19 protein-coding genes are annotated in these 19,945 nt (G+C 36.8%); 9 read left to right on the top strand and 10 right to left on the bottom strand.

What is annotated here, in order from left to right; all coding sequences use genetic code 11:
- Positions 1–193: 193 nt before the first annotated feature.
- On the top strand, positions 194–1,351 hold the full coding sequence (locus tag V0410_RS17195) for a glycosyltransferase (protein ID WP_330745015.1): 1,158 nt from the start codon (positions 194–196) through the stop codon (positions 1,349–1,351).
- Here the strand turns inward: V0410_RS17195 and V0410_RS17190 are convergent, their stop codons facing one another.
- The 3 genes from V0410_RS17190 to V0410_RS17180 are packed head-to-tail and all read right to left on the bottom strand — an operon-like array spanning position 1,352 to position 3,342.
- Positions 1,352–2,110 (bottom strand): SDR family NAD(P)-dependent oxidoreductase, encoded by a 759-nt coding sequence (locus V0410_RS17190; RefSeq protein WP_330745014.1) that lies wholly within the window; start codon positions 2,108–2,110, stop codon positions 1,352–1,354.
- Positions 2,110–2,343 carry a phosphopantetheine-binding protein gene (locus V0410_RS17185; protein WP_047380387.1) on the bottom strand — a complete coding sequence of 78 codons (234 nt, stop codon included), beginning with the start codon at positions 2,341–2,343 and terminating at the stop codon, positions 2,110–2,112. The genes V0410_RS17190 and V0410_RS17185 overlap by 1 nt, the downstream gene beginning before the upstream one ends.
- A 27-nt stretch (positions 2,344–2,370) precedes the next feature.
- Positions 2,371–3,342, bottom strand: a complete 972-nt coding sequence (locus V0410_RS17180; RefSeq protein ID WP_330745013.1) for a 3-oxoacyl-ACP synthase III family protein — start codon at positions 3,340–3,342, stop codon at positions 2,371–2,373.
- Positions 3,343–3,488: 146 nt separating this feature from the next.
- Here V0410_RS17180 and V0410_RS17175 point away from each other — a divergent pair, with 146 nt between their 5' ends.
- The 8 genes from V0410_RS17175 to V0410_RS17140 all read left to right on the top strand — a co-directional run bounded on the left by V0410_RS17175 (position 3,489) and on the right by V0410_RS17140 (position 10,946).
- Positions 3,489–3,965, top strand: a complete 477-nt coding sequence (locus V0410_RS17175) for an acyltransferase (protein WP_227941083.1) — start codon at positions 3,489–3,491, stop codon at positions 3,963–3,965.
- A gap of 37 nt (positions 3,966–4,002) precedes the next feature.
- Positions 4,003–5,151 (top strand): glycosyltransferase, encoded by a 1,149-nt coding sequence (locus V0410_RS17170; RefSeq protein WP_330745012.1) that lies wholly within the window; start codon positions 4,003–4,005, stop codon positions 5,149–5,151.
- Between the two features lie 11 nt (positions 5,152–5,162).
- Positions 5,163–5,717, top strand: coding sequence for a serine O-acetyltransferase (locus tag V0410_RS17165; RefSeq protein ID WP_110008441.1), 555 nt, complete (start codon positions 5,163–5,165; stop codon positions 5,715–5,717).
- A gap of 635 nt (positions 5,718–6,352) precedes the next feature.
- Positions 6,353–7,021 (top strand): carbonic anhydrase, encoded by a 669-nt coding sequence (locus V0410_RS17160; RefSeq protein ID WP_227941088.1) that lies wholly within the window; start codon positions 6,353–6,355, stop codon positions 7,019–7,021.
- Positions 7,022–7,042: 21 nt separating this feature from the next.
- Positions 7,043–7,342, top strand: coding sequence for a hypothetical protein (locus V0410_RS17155; protein ID WP_227941089.1), 300 nt, complete (start codon positions 7,043–7,045; stop codon positions 7,340–7,342).
- Positions 7,343–7,490: 148 nt separating this feature from the next.
- On the top strand, positions 7,491–9,083 hold the full coding sequence (locus V0410_RS17150) for a SulP family inorganic anion transporter (protein WP_330745011.1): 1,593 nt from the start codon (positions 7,491–7,493) through the stop codon (positions 9,081–9,083).
- A gap of 51 nt (positions 9,084–9,134) precedes the next feature.
- The gene (locus V0410_RS17145) at positions 9,135–9,770 is read left to right on the top strand and encodes a carbonic anhydrase (RefSeq protein WP_330745010.1); all 636 of its coding nucleotides are present in this window, start codon (positions 9,135–9,137) and stop codon (positions 9,768–9,770) included.
- A gap of 249 nt (positions 9,771–10,019) precedes the next feature.
- Positions 10,020–10,946: a hypothetical protein gene (locus V0410_RS17140; RefSeq protein WP_330745009.1), complete on the top strand. Its 927-nt coding sequence runs from the start codon at positions 10,020–10,022 to the stop codon at positions 10,944–10,946.
- Between the two features lie 88 nt (positions 10,947–11,034).
- Here V0410_RS17140 and pth read toward each other — a convergent pair whose 3' ends face one another.
- The 7 genes from pth to mfd form a co-directional block, all read right to left on the bottom strand.
- Positions 11,035–11,598, bottom strand: a complete 564-nt coding sequence (gene pth, locus V0410_RS17135) for an aminoacyl-tRNA hydrolase (RefSeq protein WP_330745008.1) — start codon at positions 11,596–11,598, stop codon at positions 11,035–11,037.
- A gap of 87 nt (positions 11,599–11,685) precedes the next feature.
- Entirely contained in the window at positions 11,686–12,618 is a 933-nt protein-coding gene (locus V0410_RS17130; RefSeq protein ID WP_137904398.1) for a hypothetical protein, read from the bottom strand.
- A gap of 99 nt (positions 12,619–12,717) precedes the next feature.
- Positions 12,718–13,593, bottom strand: coding sequence for a hypothetical protein (locus V0410_RS17125; RefSeq protein ID WP_330745007.1), 876 nt, complete (start codon positions 13,591–13,593; stop codon positions 12,718–12,720).
- 152 nt (positions 13,594–13,745) lie between these two features.
- Positions 13,746–14,483, bottom strand: coding sequence for a hypothetical protein (locus V0410_RS17120; protein WP_330745006.1), 738 nt, complete (start codon positions 14,481–14,483; stop codon positions 13,746–13,748).
- Positions 14,484–14,491: 8 nt separating this feature from the next.
- Positions 14,492–15,316, bottom strand: a complete 825-nt coding sequence (locus tag V0410_RS17115) for a hypothetical protein (protein WP_330745005.1) — start codon at positions 15,314–15,316, stop codon at positions 14,492–14,494.
- Between the two features lie 2 nt (positions 15,317–15,318).
- Positions 15,319–16,140 carry a hypothetical protein gene (locus tag V0410_RS17110; RefSeq protein WP_330745004.1) on the bottom strand — a complete coding sequence of 274 codons (822 nt, stop codon included), beginning with the start codon at positions 16,138–16,140 and terminating at the stop codon, positions 15,319–15,321.
- A 372-nt stretch (positions 16,141–16,512) separates the two neighbouring features.
- A complete protein-coding gene (gene mfd / locus V0410_RS17105) occupies positions 16,513–19,881 on the bottom strand; it encodes a transcription-repair coupling factor (RefSeq protein WP_330745003.1) in 3,369 nt (1,122 codons plus the stop codon).
- Positions 19,882–19,945: the final 64 nt, after the last annotated feature.

Here is a 19,945-nt window from a genome sequence, read left to right as displayed (position 1 = left end):
CATTGAAGCTTTATACAGGAATTACTATAATTATTTTTTTAAACCCGCCCGGCAGGATTACGGAACTGATTTTCCGGATGATCTTTTGCAGGACAAGAAAAAGCATCAAAGAGATTGTATGCTTCCTGAATATCAAAAACGAAATTTTATAAACAAATAAAAAACTCTTTACTTTACAAAAAATTTTCAGATAATGTCGGAAAACAGGAAAATAAAAATTCTTTTCAGACACCGCTCAATGGAAATGGGTGGCGTAGAAAAAGTGATGTTAAGTATTCTCAATAATCTTAACCCTGATAAATTTGATATCACCGTATGTCTCACTCTTAACCAGGGAAAACTGCGTGATGAACTTCCGAAGCATATCAGAAAAATATACCTTACCGATGGAAAAGAAGATTTTTCCAGCAATTCTATTTTACAGAAACTTCAGCTCGTTAAAAGAAGAATAAGACTGAGAAAACTGAAAAATACCCCTGCCATTGCAGATCGTGTTATCAATGATACTTTTGACATTGAGATCGGGATGGATTACAGAGACTATGATGCCATTCTGAATTCAACCAATAAGAATTCAAAAAAAATCGGATGGTTTCACTCTGAAATTAATGTTCCTAAATTCCAGCCTCTGGTTCCGGATATTTTAAAGAGTTTTCCCCAATTTGACCATATGGTATACTGTTCCCACAAGATAAAAGATATGATGCACCAGCATTACCCTAATCTTAATTATCCGGCGGAGAGTGTGATTATCAATCCTATTCCTATCGAGGAAATTAAACGTAAGGCAGAAGAAAAAGCTGGCAAATTTCCGGAAGGGCCTGTTTTTGCATCTATTGGAAGACTTCATTCCAGAAAGGGATATCATAAACTTATCGACGCACATAAAAAGCTTATGGATGAGGGGTTTCATCACAGCATCATTGTCATCGGTGACGGTGATGAAATGAACAACCTCAAGGCACAGGCAGCCAAAAATAATGTTGAAAAAACATTTATTCTGGCTGGAAACCAAATGAACCCCTATCCTTATATCAAAAAAGCAGATTATTTTATTCTTCCTTCAGAATCTGAAGCATGGCCGCTGGTCATTGCTGAAGCCTTAATCCTGCAGAAGCCCATTATTGCAACAGAAGTAGGTGATGTAGGCCTTATGATCAAAGACCGGGAAACAGGATATCTCATCAATTATGAGGTAGATGAAATGTATGAAGCCATGAAAACATTCCTGACAGACCAAGAACTGATAGCTCATATCAGAAACAATCTAAAAACCATTGAAGATCAATTCGATAACAAGAAAATATTCGACAGCGTAGAAAACATTATAGAAACACTGTACAAAAAGTAATTACTGTGCAGAATAGCCTCCGTCAATCACAAGGTTGCTGCCCGTAACCCATCTTGAGGCATCAGACAACAGAAAAATGCAGGCATTCGCTACATCTTTAGGTTCACCTATTCCCAGCGGATGTTTTTTTATGATTTCTAATGAAGCTTCTTCTCCGATATTTTCAAACATTTTCTCTAAAATCGGGGTATTAACCATTGCCGGACTAATGCTGTTGACCCGAATATTACTTCGTGAAAGTTCCATAGCCAAGGAACGTGCTCCGGAAATGATTGCTCCTTTACTGGCAGAATAAGCCGCTTTTCCCGCCTCTCCCACCATTCCTGCAACAGAAGAAATAAATACGAAACTGGAGTTTTCGTCTTTGTATTTTTTTAAAGATAAAATTTTAGCAATTTCAAGTCCTGCAATGACATTGACAGCAAATATATCCTGATACAGCTGAGGATTGTGTTTTTTTAATGGTAACGTTTTTTCGATACCGGCACAGTGAATAAACCCTGATATTTTCCCTAAAACTGATACTTTATCTGCAATCATTGCTTCAAGGTTTTCAGATTGGGTAATATCTTCAGTAATGGTTTCAACTTTTGTTCCAGGATCAAGCATAGAAACGGTTTTCATCAGTTCTTCCTGGTTTCTTCCTACAAGAATCAGATCAGCACCGCTTTTGCTGCATTCTACAGAACAGCTTCTCCCGATTCCGGAAGAAGCGCCTGTAATGAGAATAATTTTATTTTTTAATGAGAAAGCATCCATTAATCCTCAAAATTTTCTTTTCCTATAACATTCATCAGATCAGAAACGGTTTCAATATCTTTAAAATGCTTGGTATCAATTTTTTTGCTGAAATTTTCGTCTACAAAAGCAATAACAGAAAGTAAACTGATAGAATCATAGCTTTCTAAAGATTTCAGGTTCGTTTCAGTAGTCAATGTTTCATCTTCTTCCAATTCTTCCTGTAGTTTTTCTAAAAAAACGGATGTTTTCATATTTTATAATTTTAAATGTTTGTTCTTTTAAATTTCCATAATAGTGGCACCCCATGAGTATCCAACTCCAAATCCTGCCATTAAAACCTTATCTCCTTCTTTCAGCATTCCTTTATCCATCATATTTTTAAGAGCAATAGGAATTGTTGCAGAAACAGTATTCCCGGTTTTTTCCATGTCAATATAAAACTTTTCTGCCGGTATTTTTGTTTTCTTTCTTAAATAATTCAGCATAAAAGAATTGGCCTGGTGAAAAACAAAATGATCGATATCATCCATGGTCATTCCGTTCACTTCCAATGTTTCCTTTACCAGTCCCGGAATATTTTCAATCGTAAAATTAAAAATTTCAGGGCCGTTCATATAAATATTTTCGGGGCCGAATTCGTGTTCCGGATTCAGTTCGAAGTCTTTTTTAAAAGCTCCTTTTTTCACCATAAGATTTTCCGCACCGCTTCCGTCTGTTCCCAGGCAGAAATGATAATCATTACCTTCAGCCTTTTCAATAATAGCAGAGGCAGAGGCATCTCCGAATATACTCCGGTTTCCTTTATCATCAGGATGAATATGTTTGGTGTACGTTTCTGAAGTAACCAAGAGAATACTTTTTGCAATTCCAGCAGCAATCAGTCCTTTTGCAAACGCTAATCCATAAACAAATCCTGAACAGCCAAGGTTAAAATCTATAGCTCCGATATTTTTTCTAAGCCCTAATCTGTCCTGCAAAATACAGGCCGTTGTAGGAAGGAAATACTCTGGACTCTGCGTACAGAACAAAATAAAATCTACCTTGTTTCTGTCATAGTTTTCGAAAATTTTTTCTGAAGATTGCACAGCCATATCCAGTACGGTTTCGCTGTCAGAAGAAATATGGCGCTGGGAAATACCTACTTTCTCCTGGATACGTTCGGAGCTCCATTCAGGGAACTGCTTTTCAAGATCCTCGTTAGTTAACACCTGCTGAGGAAGATAATATTCTATTTTTGAAATTTTCATCATATTAATAAATTCTCTTTCTTTGCAAAAGTAACGAAAACAAATTTACACTTGTGATGATTTTTATATTCAGAATCTTATTAAAAATAGACTCTCTCTATCATTCTTTTTTGAATAGAGCCAGCCTTGAAGTGGCAAAATACAGGGGTATGAAAGTAGGAAAAAACTTTAATATGCCTGATAAAGTGTATTTCGGAACTGAACCTTACCTTATCGAAATTGGTGATAATGTCAACATTGCCGGAGATGTAAGATTTGTGAACCATGGCGGAACGACTACTCTGCTCAGAAAACTTCCGGGCTATGAAGATGCAAGAATACTGGGAAGAATAAAAATCGGAAATAACTGTACCATTGGTCTCAATGCTGTTATTATGCAGGATGTACAAATTGGAAACAACTGTATTTTGGGTGCCAACTCTGTATTATCACAGTCTATGCCAGACAATACGGTCTTTATTGGAAACCCGGCTCAATTTTTGTGCACTATTGAAGATTATGGTGACATTGTTCTTAAAAACAACCCTGAATATCCCCGTGAACTGGAAAAAGACAGAAAAAAGCTGGATGCCTATATCAAAGAAAATCTTCCTCACAAGTATAAAAAAGCAAGAAAAATTAAATAAATTTATCTTGTAAAATCATAAAATAGAAAAAAACAAATTGAAAAAGAAAAAACTCCTCATTCGTATAGGTTCATTACGTCATGGTGGTGCAGAGAAAGTATTAATCAACTTTTTGAAGAATCTGCCTGCTGATAAGTATGAAGTTGACCTTCTGCTAAATCTCTATTCGGGATTATATATTAAAGAGGTCCCATCATGGGTGACACTGTACTATTTGACAAAAGGAGAAATGATTACCACCAACAGGCTGCAGGATATTCCTGTGAAAGCCTACAGGGTTCTTTATCAGAAAATGTTCCTTTGGTTCCCTTCCCTTCTTTATAAATTTGTTTTAAAGAATAAAAAATACGATGTAGAGATTGCTGCCATTCATGCGATGCATCAGGAAATTCTCTCCAGTCCTCAAAAAGATTCGAAAAAGATTATCTGGGTACAGAATGATATTTTCAATTTAAAAGAATATACTCCGGAAGTCATCAGACAGTTTTTCAGGTTCGACAGAATTCTGGTCATTTCCAACAAACTTCAGGAAGGGATGCACAATCTGGCTAAAAGTGAAGCTGAAAAAGCATCTGTGATTAAGATTTTCAACCCTATTGACAAAAACGATACGTTAAGAAAGGCGGATATTGAAGTTAATGATTATCCTTTCAACAGTGATCTTCCCACTTTTGTAACGGTAGGAACCGTATATCCTCAGAAAGGATACGACAGATTACTCAATGTTCACAAAAAACTTATTGATGAGGGATTGAAACATCAGCTTCTGATCATCGGCGACGGGTATGATTTTAATACTATTCAGGATCAACTCAATACACTTGGTCTTCAGGATACTGCAAAAATGCTTGGTTTCAGCAGTAATCCCTACCCATATATGAAAAAGGCGGATTTCTATATTATGTCCTCAAGACATGAAGGATTCCCAACAATCATTGCCGAAGCTCTTATCCTCAACAAACCTATTTCTGCTACGGATATTTCCGGCATCAGAGATCTTCTGCAGGATGGAAAGCTTGGAAATATCACAGCAAATTCCGAGGAAGGAATTTATGAAGGAATGAAAAAGTTTCTTACGGATAAAAATATTGCTGAAGAATACAAAAAACGAATTTCGGAAACAGAGCTTCCGTTTGTTCTGGAAAAATCTGTGGAACATCTTCAGAAAATAATTGACGAAGTATAAAAACATTGACGATGGCCGATTATTCAATCATTCAAAAAGACTTTTACCGGGAAAGCGGAAAGTGGCTTTCAACGTTTCAGATCTGGAAAAAATGCATCAATCCCAATCTTCACTTTGTTTATATTCTGAGAAAAGCACAGAAGTATCAGAAAACCCCTCTTCTGAATATTTTCTGGAGAATTGTATTAAGACATTATCAGATCAAATATGGTTTCCAGATTTATCCTGAAACGCAGATTGGTGAAGGCTTTTATTTAGGACATTTTGGAAGCCTTGTCATCAACCCGAAAACAGTGATCGGGAAAAACTGCAATATCGCTCATGGAGTGACCATAGGGCAGCAAAACCGCGGAAAAAATGAAGGGTATCCTGTAATTGGCGACGAAGTCTGGATAGGCACCAATGCTGTCATTGTAGGAAATATCACCATCGGGAATGATGTATTGATTGTTCCCAATTCTTATGTCAATTTTGATGTTCCCTCCGGTTCTGTTGTTATAGGGAATCCCGCAAAAATCATCCCTACAGCAGATGCAACAAAGGATTATATCAACCGTAAGGTGTAGTAAACCCAGTATTGATTATAAAAATTCCTCATACATTTTCCGGTAAGATCACATACATTTGAAGAGAAAGTAAATTTGTAGTTCTTCACATCGTAAGAAGCAAATCAAATCAGCCAATGATCACCCCTCAATCTCTATGCTTTAGCTTTTTAGAAATTCTTCTGGTGAGGGATTCCCATATTTTTTTAATTCCATTAAGATGATTTTTTAGAATTACATCCACTATCAAATGCTAGTAAAAAAATAGATCGCAGACCAAAATCAGACATCAGATAGAGAGATTAGGAAGAGATGTAAATTATTCATTTTTTGGCAAATACAAAGTATTTTTATTAACTATTTCAAAAGAACAATTGAGGTCACCTAAATAATTAAGAATATTTTAATTCACAAATCACAAATTTTAATTTATACTTCGTAATTTTATCCTGCTTTTTAAACGTTTGAAGTTCCTCAATAGCTGTAGTACAAATAATATTGGAATAGTGAATATGATTTTAAGCATATTTTAATATTAAACTTTGTTAAAAGTGATTTATTATTTAGCAAAAATTATATTTTTGCATAATTATTGATTTAGTCTATTGATTTTGGAAATAATTTAAACGAAATAAATAATTATACATTTTAAAATTATGTCACAATCGTACGAGGTTATTTTCGAAAACAATAAAAAATGGGTAGAGTCCAAAGTAGCTGAAGATCCAGATTTCTTCCATGAACTTGCCAAAACTCAGCATCCCGATTATCTGTATATCGGATGTTCGGATAGCAGGGCTACTGCAGAAGAGTTGATGGGAGCAAAACCCGGAGAAGTTTTTGTTTACAGAAACATTGCCAATGTTGTTAATACTTTAGATATGAGTTCCACAGCAGTTATTCAATACGCTGTAGAACATCTGAAAGTAAAACATATTATTGTCTGCGGACATTACAACTGTGGCGGTGTAAAAGCAGCGATGACACCTCAGGATCTGGGATTATTGAATCCATGGCTGAGAACCATTCGTGATGTGTACAGATTACATCAGACGGAGCTGGATTCTATTGAGGACGAAAACAAGCGTTATGACAGACTTGTAGAACTGAATGTTCAGGAGCAGTGCATCAACGTAATCAAAATGGCCTGTGTACAGGAAAGATACATTTTAGAAGAGTATCCTATTGTTCACGGCTGGGTATTTGACCTTAGAACAGGTAAAATCATTGATCTGGAGATTGATTTTGAGAAAATCTTAAAAGATATCCAAAAGATCTATAATCTTACAGGTTCAGATTGGGTAATGAGCAGAAAGACTAAATAGTTTTTCCAAAAAGAAGGTAAAATGAAATTCTGGAGTATTATTGTATTAACGTTTTTTCTGAATTTTACAGCGCTGCCGGGCATTGCTGCGGTTGCGGGCTGGGATATTGCAAGAACGAATGTAATAATCAATGAAGAAGAGCCTCATTCTCACCCATCCTCATTCATTGTTTACGAAAAGACCATTCCGAAACCTTTAGATGTATTTGATTATCTGAAGTTTTCAGAACCTGATGTTCAGGGTATGTCTTTTATTCTGATTGATGATTCTTTTCATCTTTCACCTTTACTTACTATATTTTCTCCCCCTCCGGAAGCGTAACTCCTATAGTTAGATTTTTTTGATACCATTTCCATATCATTTTTTGATATCGGAGACTCATGTACATTAAAAAATTATTTTTTCTCAACTTTTTATAACTGACTTATTTAAAAACAAATAAGCCGGCTATACCTTACAGCTTCACATTATGAAAAAGACATCATTAATAGGAGGAATCAAGGAAAATTTTCCTTCAGGACTCGTGGTATTTTTAGTAGCACTTCCGTTGTGTTTAGGAATTGCTTTAGCATCAGGTGCACCACCATTATCCGGTATTATTGCCGGTATCGTAGGAGGCCTGGTAGTAGGAACAATCAGTAATTCAAATATTTCAGTTTCCGGGCCTGCTGCAGGTCTGACAGCTATCGTTTTAACAGCAATTACAGATCTTGGCGCATTTGAACTCTTCCTTTGTGCAGGGATTATTGCAGGACTTATTCAATTGGTTTTAGGGTTTGTAAGAGCCGGAAGTATTTCCAACTATTTCCCGAATAATGTTATTGAAGGAATGCTGGCAGCCATAGGAATCATTATTATTTTAAAACAGATTCCGCATGCTTTAGGATTCGATAAAGATTATGAAGGCCATGAATCTATTTTTGATAACGGCCTGAACTTCGGATATTTTACAGAATTATTGGGAGCGATCCATCCGGGAGCCATTGTTATTACTCTGGTTTCTGTAGCGATCCTTATCGCATGGGACAAAATCCACGTACTGAAAAGAATGAAAATGCTTCCGGGAGCGTTGGTTGCCGTAATTATAAGTATTCTTTTGAATCAACTCTTTAAGATGTCCGGAAGCTCTCTGGCTATCGAAACCCAGCATTTGGTTTCCCTTCCGGTTCCACAGTCTTTTGATGATTTTAAAAATCTGATCACGACTCCGGACTTCAATGGTTTTACTAATCCAAAAGTATGGATCGTAGGAGCAACAATTGCGATTGTAGCATCTATTGAAACGTTACTTTGTATTGAAGCCTCAGACCGGTTAGACAGACAGAGAAGAATTACAGATACCAATCTTGAGCTTAAAGCCCAGGGAATCGGAAACCTTGTAAGTTCTTTTATTGGAGGACTTCCAATGACTTCTGTTGTGGTTAGAAGTTCTGCGAATGCCAATGCTGGGGCCACCTCAAAAATCTCGGCAATCATTCATGGAGTCTTCTTATTGATCTGTGTTCTTTCTATTCCTGCTGTTCTCAATTTAATTCCATTAGCTACATTGGCTGCGGTATTAATTTTAGTAGGATATAAACTGGCAAAGCCGGCTACGTTCAAACATTTCTGGCACTTGGGAAAATTCCAGTTCATACCGTTTGTAGCAACCGTTGTAGCTGTAGTAGCAACAGATCTGCTAAAAGGAGTAGGAATTGGTCTTACCATCTCCGTTTTCTATATTCTTCAGGGAAATATGAAAAGAGCTTATTATTTAAGCAGAGAAAGGCTGGATGACGCTGATGGAATCAATATCAAGCTTGCTGAAGAAGTATCATTTTTAAATAAGGCAGCCATCAAAAAAACTCTTAAAAATATAAAACCAAATTCTACAGTGATCATTGATGCAAGAAGTACGTCCTATATTGCCACCGATGTACTGGAAATGATCCAGGATTTCGCCAATATCCGTGCAAAGGAACAAGACATCAATGTAGAACTGATAGGCTTTAAAACTTCATACAGAGATTACGAAAGAAGTGAGGATTCTCATATCCTGGTAACTCACAAAAGAGCCATGTAATCTCAATAATTAATTAATTTTTTTAACTTTAAATTCGAAAACAATAAAAATATGAAAGCACATACATACGAAACCCAGTCTACTATTACTCCTGAAAAAGCATTGGAATTCTTAAAAGAAGGAAACCAGAGATTTGTAAACAACCTTAAAGCAAACAGAGACCTTCTTGAACAAGTGAATGCAACACGTGAGGGACAGTGGCCATTTGCAGTAGTTTTAAGCTGTATAGACAGCCGTACGTCTGCAGAGCTTATCTTCGACCAGGGATTGGGAGACATCTTTAGTATCAGGATTGCCGGTAACTTTGTAAATCAGGACATTCTGGGATCTATGGAATTCGGGTGCAATGTTGCCGGTTCCAAGCTTATTGTAGTATTAGGACACACCAAGTGCGGGGCGTTGAAAGGAGGCCTTGATGCCGCACAAATTGAAGGACTGGGAATGGATAACCTAAACCACCTTATCAACCATTTCAACCCGATCATCAATGAAATCATTGAAGAAAACGAAGAACGTTCATCAAAAAACAGCTCGCTTCTTGAAAGGCTTAATCAGCAAAACGTAAGAAGTGCAATAGAAGATATCCGTAAGCAAAGTTCAACACTTAAAAATCTTGAAGCTGAGGGTAAAATTAAAATCGTGGGAGCCAATTATGACGTTGAAACAGGTGCTGTAACCTGGTTGTAATAAGTAATATTCTTTTAAAATTCAATTATAATTTACACAAAATGCCACCGGAATTCCGGTGGCATTTATTTTTTATCGTATATCATCATAAAATAAGATAATTATAAAACCTATCTTGTCAATAAACTGGCGTAAACGGTTAGTATATTTATTTTAAAAAGAGTTTGTTTTCATTATCGGAAAATAATTATATATTGGAGCAATTGAAATAATATATTCAATAAACCATGACCACAAACTCAATAGAATATGATTTTTCCAAAAGCAAAAAAAATAGCCAGAGACCTTGGATGGCATAAAACAAACCATAAGGTGTTCGGACTTTACAAAGGTTATTTTTTCAACGTTTCAGACGCAAGTATCATACACACTCCACAATTCAAATATGTTTCGGTAACAACCGGCTATTTAACGGAGGAGCAAAGGCAGCAAATCAAAACAGAACTAACCATCAATAAAAAACGGCTAAAATTCACTCTCTTCGAAATCAGAGAAAATACCATTTATTTTAAATTCACTGAAAATTTAATGCCTACTAAGATAAAGACTGTTTATGCTCTTTTTGATTTTGTGGTTGATTTATTAAAAAAACTAAACATACCGGAGCAAAACAGATGTCATAGTTGTGAAACAAATGAAAAAATTACCTATTACGATCTGAACCATACTGGTATACTCCTTTGTGATAATTGTTTTAAACAGACAGATAATAAGTTCAAAAAAGTTGAAAAAGAAAGAATTTCAAAAGAGAAAAACTATCTGACAGGATTTTTAGGGTCCGTTGTTTTCTCAATTCCTGCCATTATACTTTGGGTTTTACTTGCAGTATATTTAGGAGGTATTTCCTCAGGAATGGCATTTGTTATCGCCCTTCTTGGTTTTTTAGGTTATGATTATTTCAAAGGATTTCGTGGAAAACTGACAAGATACATCATCTTCTTCACAAGCGTTATAAGCATATTTGCAGCAAATATAATCACTGTTATCGCTTTATTGATAAAACAAGGGTTCACCATTAGCCAGGCAGTATTGGAATTTCAAACAAACCCTGTAGCAAATGAAATATTTATGCAGAATATTATTCTATCCTTTTTATTATCATTTATTCCTTGGATGTGGATATTATTTATCAGGAAAGACGATCAATTAATTATAAAACCAGCAGAAAAATTTTAACAATACCTTAAATAAATGACTGCCTTGTTTTTAAGGCAGTCATTTATTCTATAAACTATATGGTCATTGCAGTTTTTCTCTTCTGAAATTATTTCCCGTTAAAAGTGGACATCGTATTATTCAATCCGGCAAAAACGAAAGAAAGAGCAGCTTTCGAAAAGGTCTCAATTCTTTCCGTAAGCTTTTCAGCTTCTTCCTCATTCCACGTTCCTAATACATAATCTACCTGTCTTCCGGCAGCAAAATCTGCAGAGATTCCAAAGCGAAGTCTTGCATAATTTTGAGTCTGCAATACTTCATTGATATTTTTAAGTCCGTTATGCCCTGCATCTGAACCTTTTCCTTTCAATCTTAAAGTCCCGAAAGGCAAAGCAAGATCATCAGTTATAATAAGAACATTCTCCAAAGGAATATTTTCTTTCTGCATCCAGTATTTCACTGCATTTCCGGAAAGGTTCATATAGGTGTCCGGTTTCAGAACAAAAACTTTTCTGCCTTTGTGCTTTCCTTCTGCCAGCCAGCCAAAATTGGAGGTATTGAATGATACTTCAAGGGTTTCCGCTATTTTCTCAGCTACTTTAAATCCTATATTATGTCGTGTATTTTCATATTCAGAGCCTTTGTTACCAAGCCCGACAATTAAATATTTCATCAGAAATTTTTTGCAAAATTAAGGTATAAAAAATAAAAAACTCAATCTTAGGAAAGATTGAGTTTGAATATTGTTAAAAAAATTCTTCTATTGTGGTTTATAGATGTAATTAACACCATATCCTTTTGTCATGTAAGTCTGAGGATCATAAACGTAATTGGTACTCTTTACAACCGGTGTTGGAATTGGCGGTGTAAGATCTGTTACCGACCATCTCTTAGGGTTGTTCGGAGACAAGATAAGACTTTCTTTATCATTGATTATCGTAGATAATAATCTTGAGATTTTATATACATGCGGCAACAATGTGAATGGGCTTACCTGCTCATCATATGCATAGTATTCGTAGCTGTATTTTCCGGTAACGGCACCAAATGCTCCTCCTGTCATTGTTCCGTAGTGTCTTACTACTTTAGAAACATTATCTCCTACGTAAGTATAAGCTGTCTTAGAATAATCGGTGAAATTAAGTGGGGCTCCTGGAACATCCGGACCGTTTCTCATAATGATTGAATCCAGTTTTCCTGTGGCAGTGCTATACTTAACCTGATAAGATGTTTTCTCTTTTCTCAACAAAGTCTGTGGTCCCGGAGGATCTCCAGGTATTACAGGCGGAGTTCTTCTGAAAATAGAACGGTTTTCAGAAATCGTCTGAAGTTTGCTGTTGTTTCCGTAAGAGAATAATTGGGTGTAGGATACACTGTCTTTATCCAGTTTCCCGTTTCCGTCCAGATCAAGGAAACCGTTAAAATTAATCTGGCTGATTTTATCGCCACTGTACATAATATCAGTGATAGAAGCACTGTCTGTGATTACTTTAGTCACAAGAAGCCCGCTATAACGATATTCTGCGATGGTGTCTTTATCTGTAATTTCTCTGTATAATGCTCTGGGACCGCTTAATCCTCCTGTTTCGTTAAGATCCAGCAAAGGATTTCCATCCTCATCCAGCATATCCTTGCAGGAATGTACTGAGGAGAAACCTGCGATCAGTAAAATAAAATAGAAAATTTGCTTCATTTCCTTGTAATTGATTATTTTTTTGACAAATATAATTTTTTTTTGCCTAAAACTTGTAATATTATTTATATTCTGGTAAGATTAATAACTATATTTCTACTATAAATTTTTATAGGTAAAAGTTACATTCTGATTTTTCTCAACAACCACATACCCTTGATTATCATAAGAATAGCTTTGAGCCGTATTAACAGGCGCAGCCGGTGATGGTAATTCTATAAACATAGAAGTGGGATTGTTCGGAGATATTTTATAGAATTGTGCCGGATTGATCAGACTTCGGGTGATGAAATATACTGATGGCAAGGTAGAATATGGGCTTTTCTGACTATCATAGTTCTGGAAACTATACTTGCTTATTACGGCCGTACTCATATTCGGGTTTCCATTGATATCCAGCAGACCTTTGGAACAAACAACCTGAATAACATTATCACCATTGTACACAAAACTGTAGTCAATAAATCTGTTATAGGCACTGATTCCACCTTCTTTTCTTTTCTCAAGAATTTTGGTAAGCTTGTTGGTCGTTGCACTATAGGTAAACGCATAGTCACTTACAACAGACACTGACGGCGTTGCTCCGGTGGCTGTAGAAGTAGCATTATAAATCTTTTTACCTGTAGCATCAGGAACAATATTGAATTCATAAGTGAGGCTGGAGGCTGCTGAGCTTACATATTTAACTTTAGTGATATTTTTATTGGTGTATGTTACCGTTGCTGTATAATAAGCACTTCCGCTAAAAGACTCATCTTTGGATACTGCTGTCTGCAGATCTCCGGTTACCGCTGTAGTAGCATACTCTTCCTGAGTAACATTATTCGAACTAACCTTCGATAAAATCTTTTTAGGAGGTGGCCCGTCATCCGGATTCGGGATGGATTCTGTGGGATCAGAGGTAGTAGTACATGCTGTCAGCAGCCCAAGAAAAGCAATACCGGCAAACATTTTAAAAAAATAGTTTTTTACCATATAGAATTTTTTTAGCTTGTCCAAATATAATTCAATTTTTGATAATACACTTTACTTTATCTGAACAAATTCACAAGAAATAGAGTTAATAAACAAAAAAAATCTAAAAACATAACGTTTTTAGATTTCCTATTATTGTATGATCATGAAAATTAATAAGGCTGCAATATGGATGTCGTCAAAACAGACTGCGACATATCACTGTTGAGAAAAGCAGTATCAACCGCTGTTCCTATTCCAAGTACTGTTCCTGCAATGGCTCTTTTTATACAGGCTACTTTAACGGAATACTGATTTTGGGGAGTAAGATCGGTAAGCGTAGCATTAAGGTTAAAAATTTTATAAGCACCGCTGTCCCCCAATAATACGTCCGTTCTCACTGCTCTAAGGGCATCATTTATAAAAACACCACAGGCAAAACTTGCAGAATTTGTACCTGTCTTCTGAACAGTGGTCTGAAATGAAAAAGTAGCTTTGTTGGTACCGTTGGTAACAGAAAATGTATCTACTGTTCCTGGGATTACAGTCCAGCCTCCCGTCAGAGGATCTCCATTACCATAGGGGCTAGTAGCACCACTGGCACCAGAAAAGCTGATTCCTGTTTTATCTGCAACAGTGTTGATAGAAAAAAGAGACATACTTCCCTGCCCGTCAGCAATTTTAATAGCTTTCCAGTCATTTGTACCTAAATCCGCATTATTGTGAAATATATCACCAGCTGTACCGGCAGAACCTTTCAGTAAATCAGTACCTCCTGTTCTTAATTCTTTTCCTACGTTAAGATCTCCGTTCACATCCAGCATATTAGTCGGATTAGGAGTATTAATACCCACCTGGGCATTTGTTGCAGCTGCTAACAAAAGAGATGTAACAAATAATATTTTTTTCATAATCCTTCTTAATTTATAATCGTGTTAAATACTTCCGGAACTTCATACACATCTATTTTAAGGGAAGACTGTGAAATAAAGCTGTTGATATTGCTATACACATTAGTTCCAATGGAAAGTTTATTTCCTGTACCCGAAGCACCATAGGAACCTAGTCTTGTACATGCCACACTTACCGTATGGTCTCCTTTGGAAAGATTGTCTACAATCCCGATCTGAGTATGAGTAAGGAAAGGATATGACGTAGTAATGGCTTTCAAATTTCGTTGTCTCAGGTTGACCAGTTTGTCATCCACAAAAATTCCGCAAGCATAGTCTATAGAGTTGTCTGTACTTCCTACCGCCCCAAAATCTGCCTGTACAACAGTTTCGAACTGAAAATAAGCTTTACTTTGGGTACTGAATACACTGATTACATGTGAAAGCCCGTCTATTTTCTTGAAGTTGGTAAGAGTACTATATTGTTTTCCCTGTGTAAATGTTCCTCCTCTCGAAGTCATACTTACCGAAGAATTTTCGGAAGAGGTAAAGGTAATTCCTGTATTATCCGAGAATGAGTTGTTATAAATCAGGTAAAATTTATTAGGTTCGTATTCAGGAATCCGAAGTGATTTCCACATCGGTGGAAAACCTTCACCCTGAGAAACCAGTATCTGGTCATTATTTCCATGAAAAACAGAATTATCAGCAGAATTAAAAACCCCGATTTTATTTCTGAAATTCACATCTCCGTTTACATCAAGTTTTGCTTTTGGGGACTCTGTTTTTATTCCTACCTGAGCTGTTGCCAAAAGACTTATGCTAAAAAGCAGTGTTGATAATAGTTTTTTCATCATTAGTTGTTTTTATAGCTCACGTATTCGATAACATCCATTTTCATGGTAGATTCCAGAGTAAATGCACTGGAAGCTCCATTTGAAGACTGCACATTACGTCCGATCGCAAATTGCGAAGCAGCGCTTGAAGTATCAATCTTTCTGCATGCAATGTCAATATTATGAACACCTACAGGAACGTTCTGCTCAGTATAGTTAAGGGTAAAGATATAATCCTGAAGTCCGGCTTTTCCGCTGTTGTTATTGGAAGCGATTCTATCCGGGCGTACGGCTACCAGTGCTCCGTTTCTGAAAACACCGCAGGTAAATCTGACGCTTTGTATTGTAGTAGCTGTGGAAGCCTTCATTTCAATACCGGTCTGGAACTGGTAAGTAAGCCTGTTTCTCCCGTTTTTGATGGTAAAAGTATTGCTAAGCCCGTCTATTTTTTTCCAATTCCCTTTTGTGATATCAGAAATGTTATCCCCAACTTTGTTGGTGTAGATACCATCACCGGCAACACCGTCCGTAAGTGAAATAATACCCGTTTGATCCGACGACAGATAAGAATTAATCAGCTTATACTGTCCCTCTTCCATAAAGGAAACATTCAAAGATTTCCACACAGGAGGCAAACCCTCGCCCTGAGAAACCAAAACCTGGCCGTTTAACCCGGCCTCTCCGGCCTGAGTTGAAGTACCTCCTACTCTAAGTTCTTTTCTTAAGGTGGTTTTTCCGTTCACGTCAAGAACGGATTTAGGCTTTGAAGTACCGATTCCCACCTGTGCGTTGGCATAGATTGAAAGAAGTCCAGCCACGCAGCAATGTATTATTGTTTTCATAATTAAGGACTGCAAAGGTACACAACGAAGTCCAAAAAATTCCAGTTATACATCTATAAACCTATAGAAATAAACACATTACAGAATAGAATTAATCACACATAAAAGTAGAATTATTTCTACATAACTCTACTTTCAACATCTCAAAAAAATCATATAACGTCTCAAACCCTTACTGTACGGGGACTTACAGGATTCTTTTAATCATTGAAAAGTGATTTTAAATGCTCAAAAACTACCTTAATTCTCCTCAACAGGAATATTACAAAATAAAAACATGATAAGAATCACAAAAAAACGTGCAAAAATTAAGTTTTTTACACGTTTCTAATAATTTTTATGATATTATTTCCAGTAAACAGGAATTAAAATTTAATCATGTTCAATGATTGCTTTCAACAACAGATTAACCTCATCTACATTTTTAACTCTTTCTTTTCTCATCATCAACTGATTACCTTCTTTTCCGGACTTTTCTTTAAGCTGGGCCTCAGCCGGATTCCGGGTCAGATAATTAATAATATGCCTGAATCTGTCTGTCTGATAGAATTTATCCTGAGGATTTCCCGGGAAATAGCCTAAAAATACTCCGTTTTTCATGACAATCTTTTCAAAGCCAATATCAGCAGCAAGCCATTTCAGGGAAACACTTTTTAAGAGATTGACAGCTTCTTTCGGCAAAGCTCCAAAACGGTCAATCAGCTCCAGTTCAAACTGATGAAGATCTGCTTCGTTGGTAATTTCAGCAATTTTCTGATACAGCAGCAGCCTTTCTTCAGTATTGGAAATATAGAAATCCGGCAGCATCAACTCTAAATCAGTATCAATATTGACATCCTTCACAGATTTGAAAAGCTTTTGTCTGTCTTCTTCATTTTCAAAAAGACTTTCAAAATCAGCATCATCTTTCAGCTCTTCTAAAGCTTCCTGCATTAGCTTCTGATAAGTTTCAAACCCCATTTCATTGATGAACCCGCTCTGTTCGGCACCCAGAAGATCACCGGCACCACGGATTTCCAGATCTTTCATCGCAATCTGGAAACCACTTCCCAGATCTGAAAACTGTTCAATAGCTTCCAGACGTTTTCTGGCATCGGAGGTCATCATATCATAAGGAGGAGTGATCAGATAACAGAATGCTTTTCTGTTGCTTCGTCCTACCCTTCCTCTCATCTGATGCAGATCCGCCATCCCAAACCGATGTGCATCATTGATAAAGATAGTATTGGCATTCGGCACATCTACCCCACTTTCTACAATGGTAGTGGATACAAGAACATCATACTTACCTTCCATAAAATCCAGAACATTCTTTTCAAGCTGTTTTCCTTCCATCTGCCCATGTCCCGTAATTACTCTCGCATCCGGAACCAGCCTTTGAATAAGCCCTGCAATATCTTTCAGGTTTTCGATTCTGTTATTGATAAAATATACCTGGCCATCTCTCTGCAGCTCGTAAGAAACCGCATCACGAAGCGTTTCTTCATTGAATCCTATTAACTGTGTATCTACAGGCTGCCTGTTCGGCGGCGGTGTTTTGATAACGGATAAATCCCTCGCTGCCATCAATGAGAACTGTAAAGTCCTCGGAATAGGAGTGGCTGTAAGTGTAAGGGTATCAACATTATTCTTCAGCGTTTTCAATTTATCTTTTACTGAAACTCCGAATTTGTGCTCTTCATCAATAATCAATAAACCAAGATCTTTAAATTTCACAGAACTGCTTACCAACTGATGCGTCCCGATGATGATATCTACTTTTCCGTTCTTTAAAGCCTCTAAAGTCTCTGACTTCTGCTTGGCTGTCCTGAATCTGTTGACATAAGCAACATTTACCGGAAAATCTTTTAGCCTTTCTTTAAAACTTCTGTAATGCTGAAAAGCAAGAATGGTTGTAGGCACTAATACTGCAACCTGTTTTCCATCCGTAGCCGCTTTAAATGCGGCCCTGATTGCAACTTCCGTTTTACCGAAACCTACATCTCCGCACACAAGCCTGTCCATCACCGTATCAGCTTCCATATCTCTCTTCACATCTACGGTAGCCTTTTCCTGATCCGGAGTATCTTCATAAATAAAGCTGGCTTCCAGCTCATTCTGCAGGTAGGAATCCGGAGTATACGCAAACCCTTTTGCCGTTTTTCTCTGAGCATACAACTGAATAAGGTCAAATGCAATCTGCTTTACCTTCGCTTTTGTTTTCTGTTTTAAAGATTTCCAGGTCGGAGATCCCAGTTTACTCAGAACGATTTCTTTTCCATCCGGCCCATTATATTTTGAGATCTTATGTAAAGAGTGAATACTTACATATAATAAGTCCCCGTTTTTATAGGTCAGTTTGAAACATTCCTGAATCTTTCCGTCATTGTTCACTTTCACCAATCCCATAAACTTCCCGATTCCATGATCGATATGGGCAATATAATCCCCGATTTTCAGAGACATCAGGTCTTTCAGGGTAAGCTGTTCAGATTTTGCAAAAGTATTTTTCGCTTTATATCTCTGGTAACGGTCAAAGATCTGATGATCCGTATAAACCAGCAGTTTGTGCCCATTATCAACAAATCCTTCGTGCAGTTCAGACTTAAAGCTTTTAAATGGGAGCTCATGCTCAAGTTCTTCAAAAATAGACTCCAGCCTTTCTTTCTGTTTTTCTGTTGAAAAGGAAATCCAGGTATCAAATCCGTCATTCTGCTTTTCTTCAATATCTTCGATCAGCAGTTCAAAGTTTTTATGAAAAGAAGGCTGTGGAAGCTGCTCCATTTTTACTTCAGTTACTTCTTTCAATCCTTCAATGATGATTTCTCCAAAATCAACCGTTTTGAATTTTTTATAATCGAACAAAAACTCCTGATCAGAAATAAAAAGTTCCTGCGGAGTCCTGTGAGCAATATCTTTACTTAAGCTATCATATTTTTCCAGAGACTTTTCGTAGAACGCTCTTATCTTCTGCATTCCCACCATTCCGTTTCTGGAAATTACAAAACTTTCCGCAGGCAATAACTGCAGCAAAGAAACTCTGGTTCCCGTCACAGAAAAGTTCATATTGGACACCAGCTGAAAATCTTTTACTTTATCTACCGAAAGCTGGGTTTCGATATCAAAGGTTTTAATACTTTCCACTTCATTACCGAAGAAAGTAATTCTGTACGGCTTTTCATATGAATAGGAAAAGACATCTACAATTCCTCCTCTTACAGAAAACTCTCCCGGTTCTGAAACGAAATCAGCCTGCTGGAAGTGATAATGATTAAGCAGTTCATCCACAAAATCAAAATCAAGCTGATCCCCAACTTTTATATGATGAGAAATTGCTTTAAAATCTTCCTTTTTCAATACCTTTTCAGATAAAGCTCCAGCATAAGCCACAATCACTTTCGGAGATCTTCCGGAATTTATTTTATTGAGGACCTCCGTTCTTAAAACCAGATTCGCATTCTGAGTCTTTTCTACCTGGTAAGGTTCAAGGTGGGTTGCCGGAAAGTATAACACTTTATCCTTACCCAAAAGATCCTCCATCTCCGTATTGGCATACAAAGCATCCTCCTTATCATCTACCAGATAAAGAATATTTTTCTTCTGAACCAAAAATAGCTCCGCCACAAAAATAGAAACTGAGGATCCGGCACTTCCTTTTACAGCAATATGCTGATTGTTTTCTAAGTGGGTAAAAATTTCTTTTCCAAACTCTTTCTGCATAAGGTCTGGAAGGAACTTTTCATTGATGGATTTTAACTGCATAAATAAGTAATGGTATAAACGACAAAGCGATTTCGGGAGTTTTCCGAAACCGTTTATGATATAC

Origin of the sequence: Chryseobacterium sp. CP-77 (genome assembly GCF_036362765.1) — a bacterium.
Lineage (GTDB): Bacteria > Bacteroidota > Bacteroidia > Flavobacteriales > Weeksellaceae > Chryseobacterium > Chryseobacterium cupriresistens.
The sequence above is the reverse complement of the archived record's forward strand: the minus strand, read 5'-3'. Positions and strand labels throughout refer to the sequence as shown.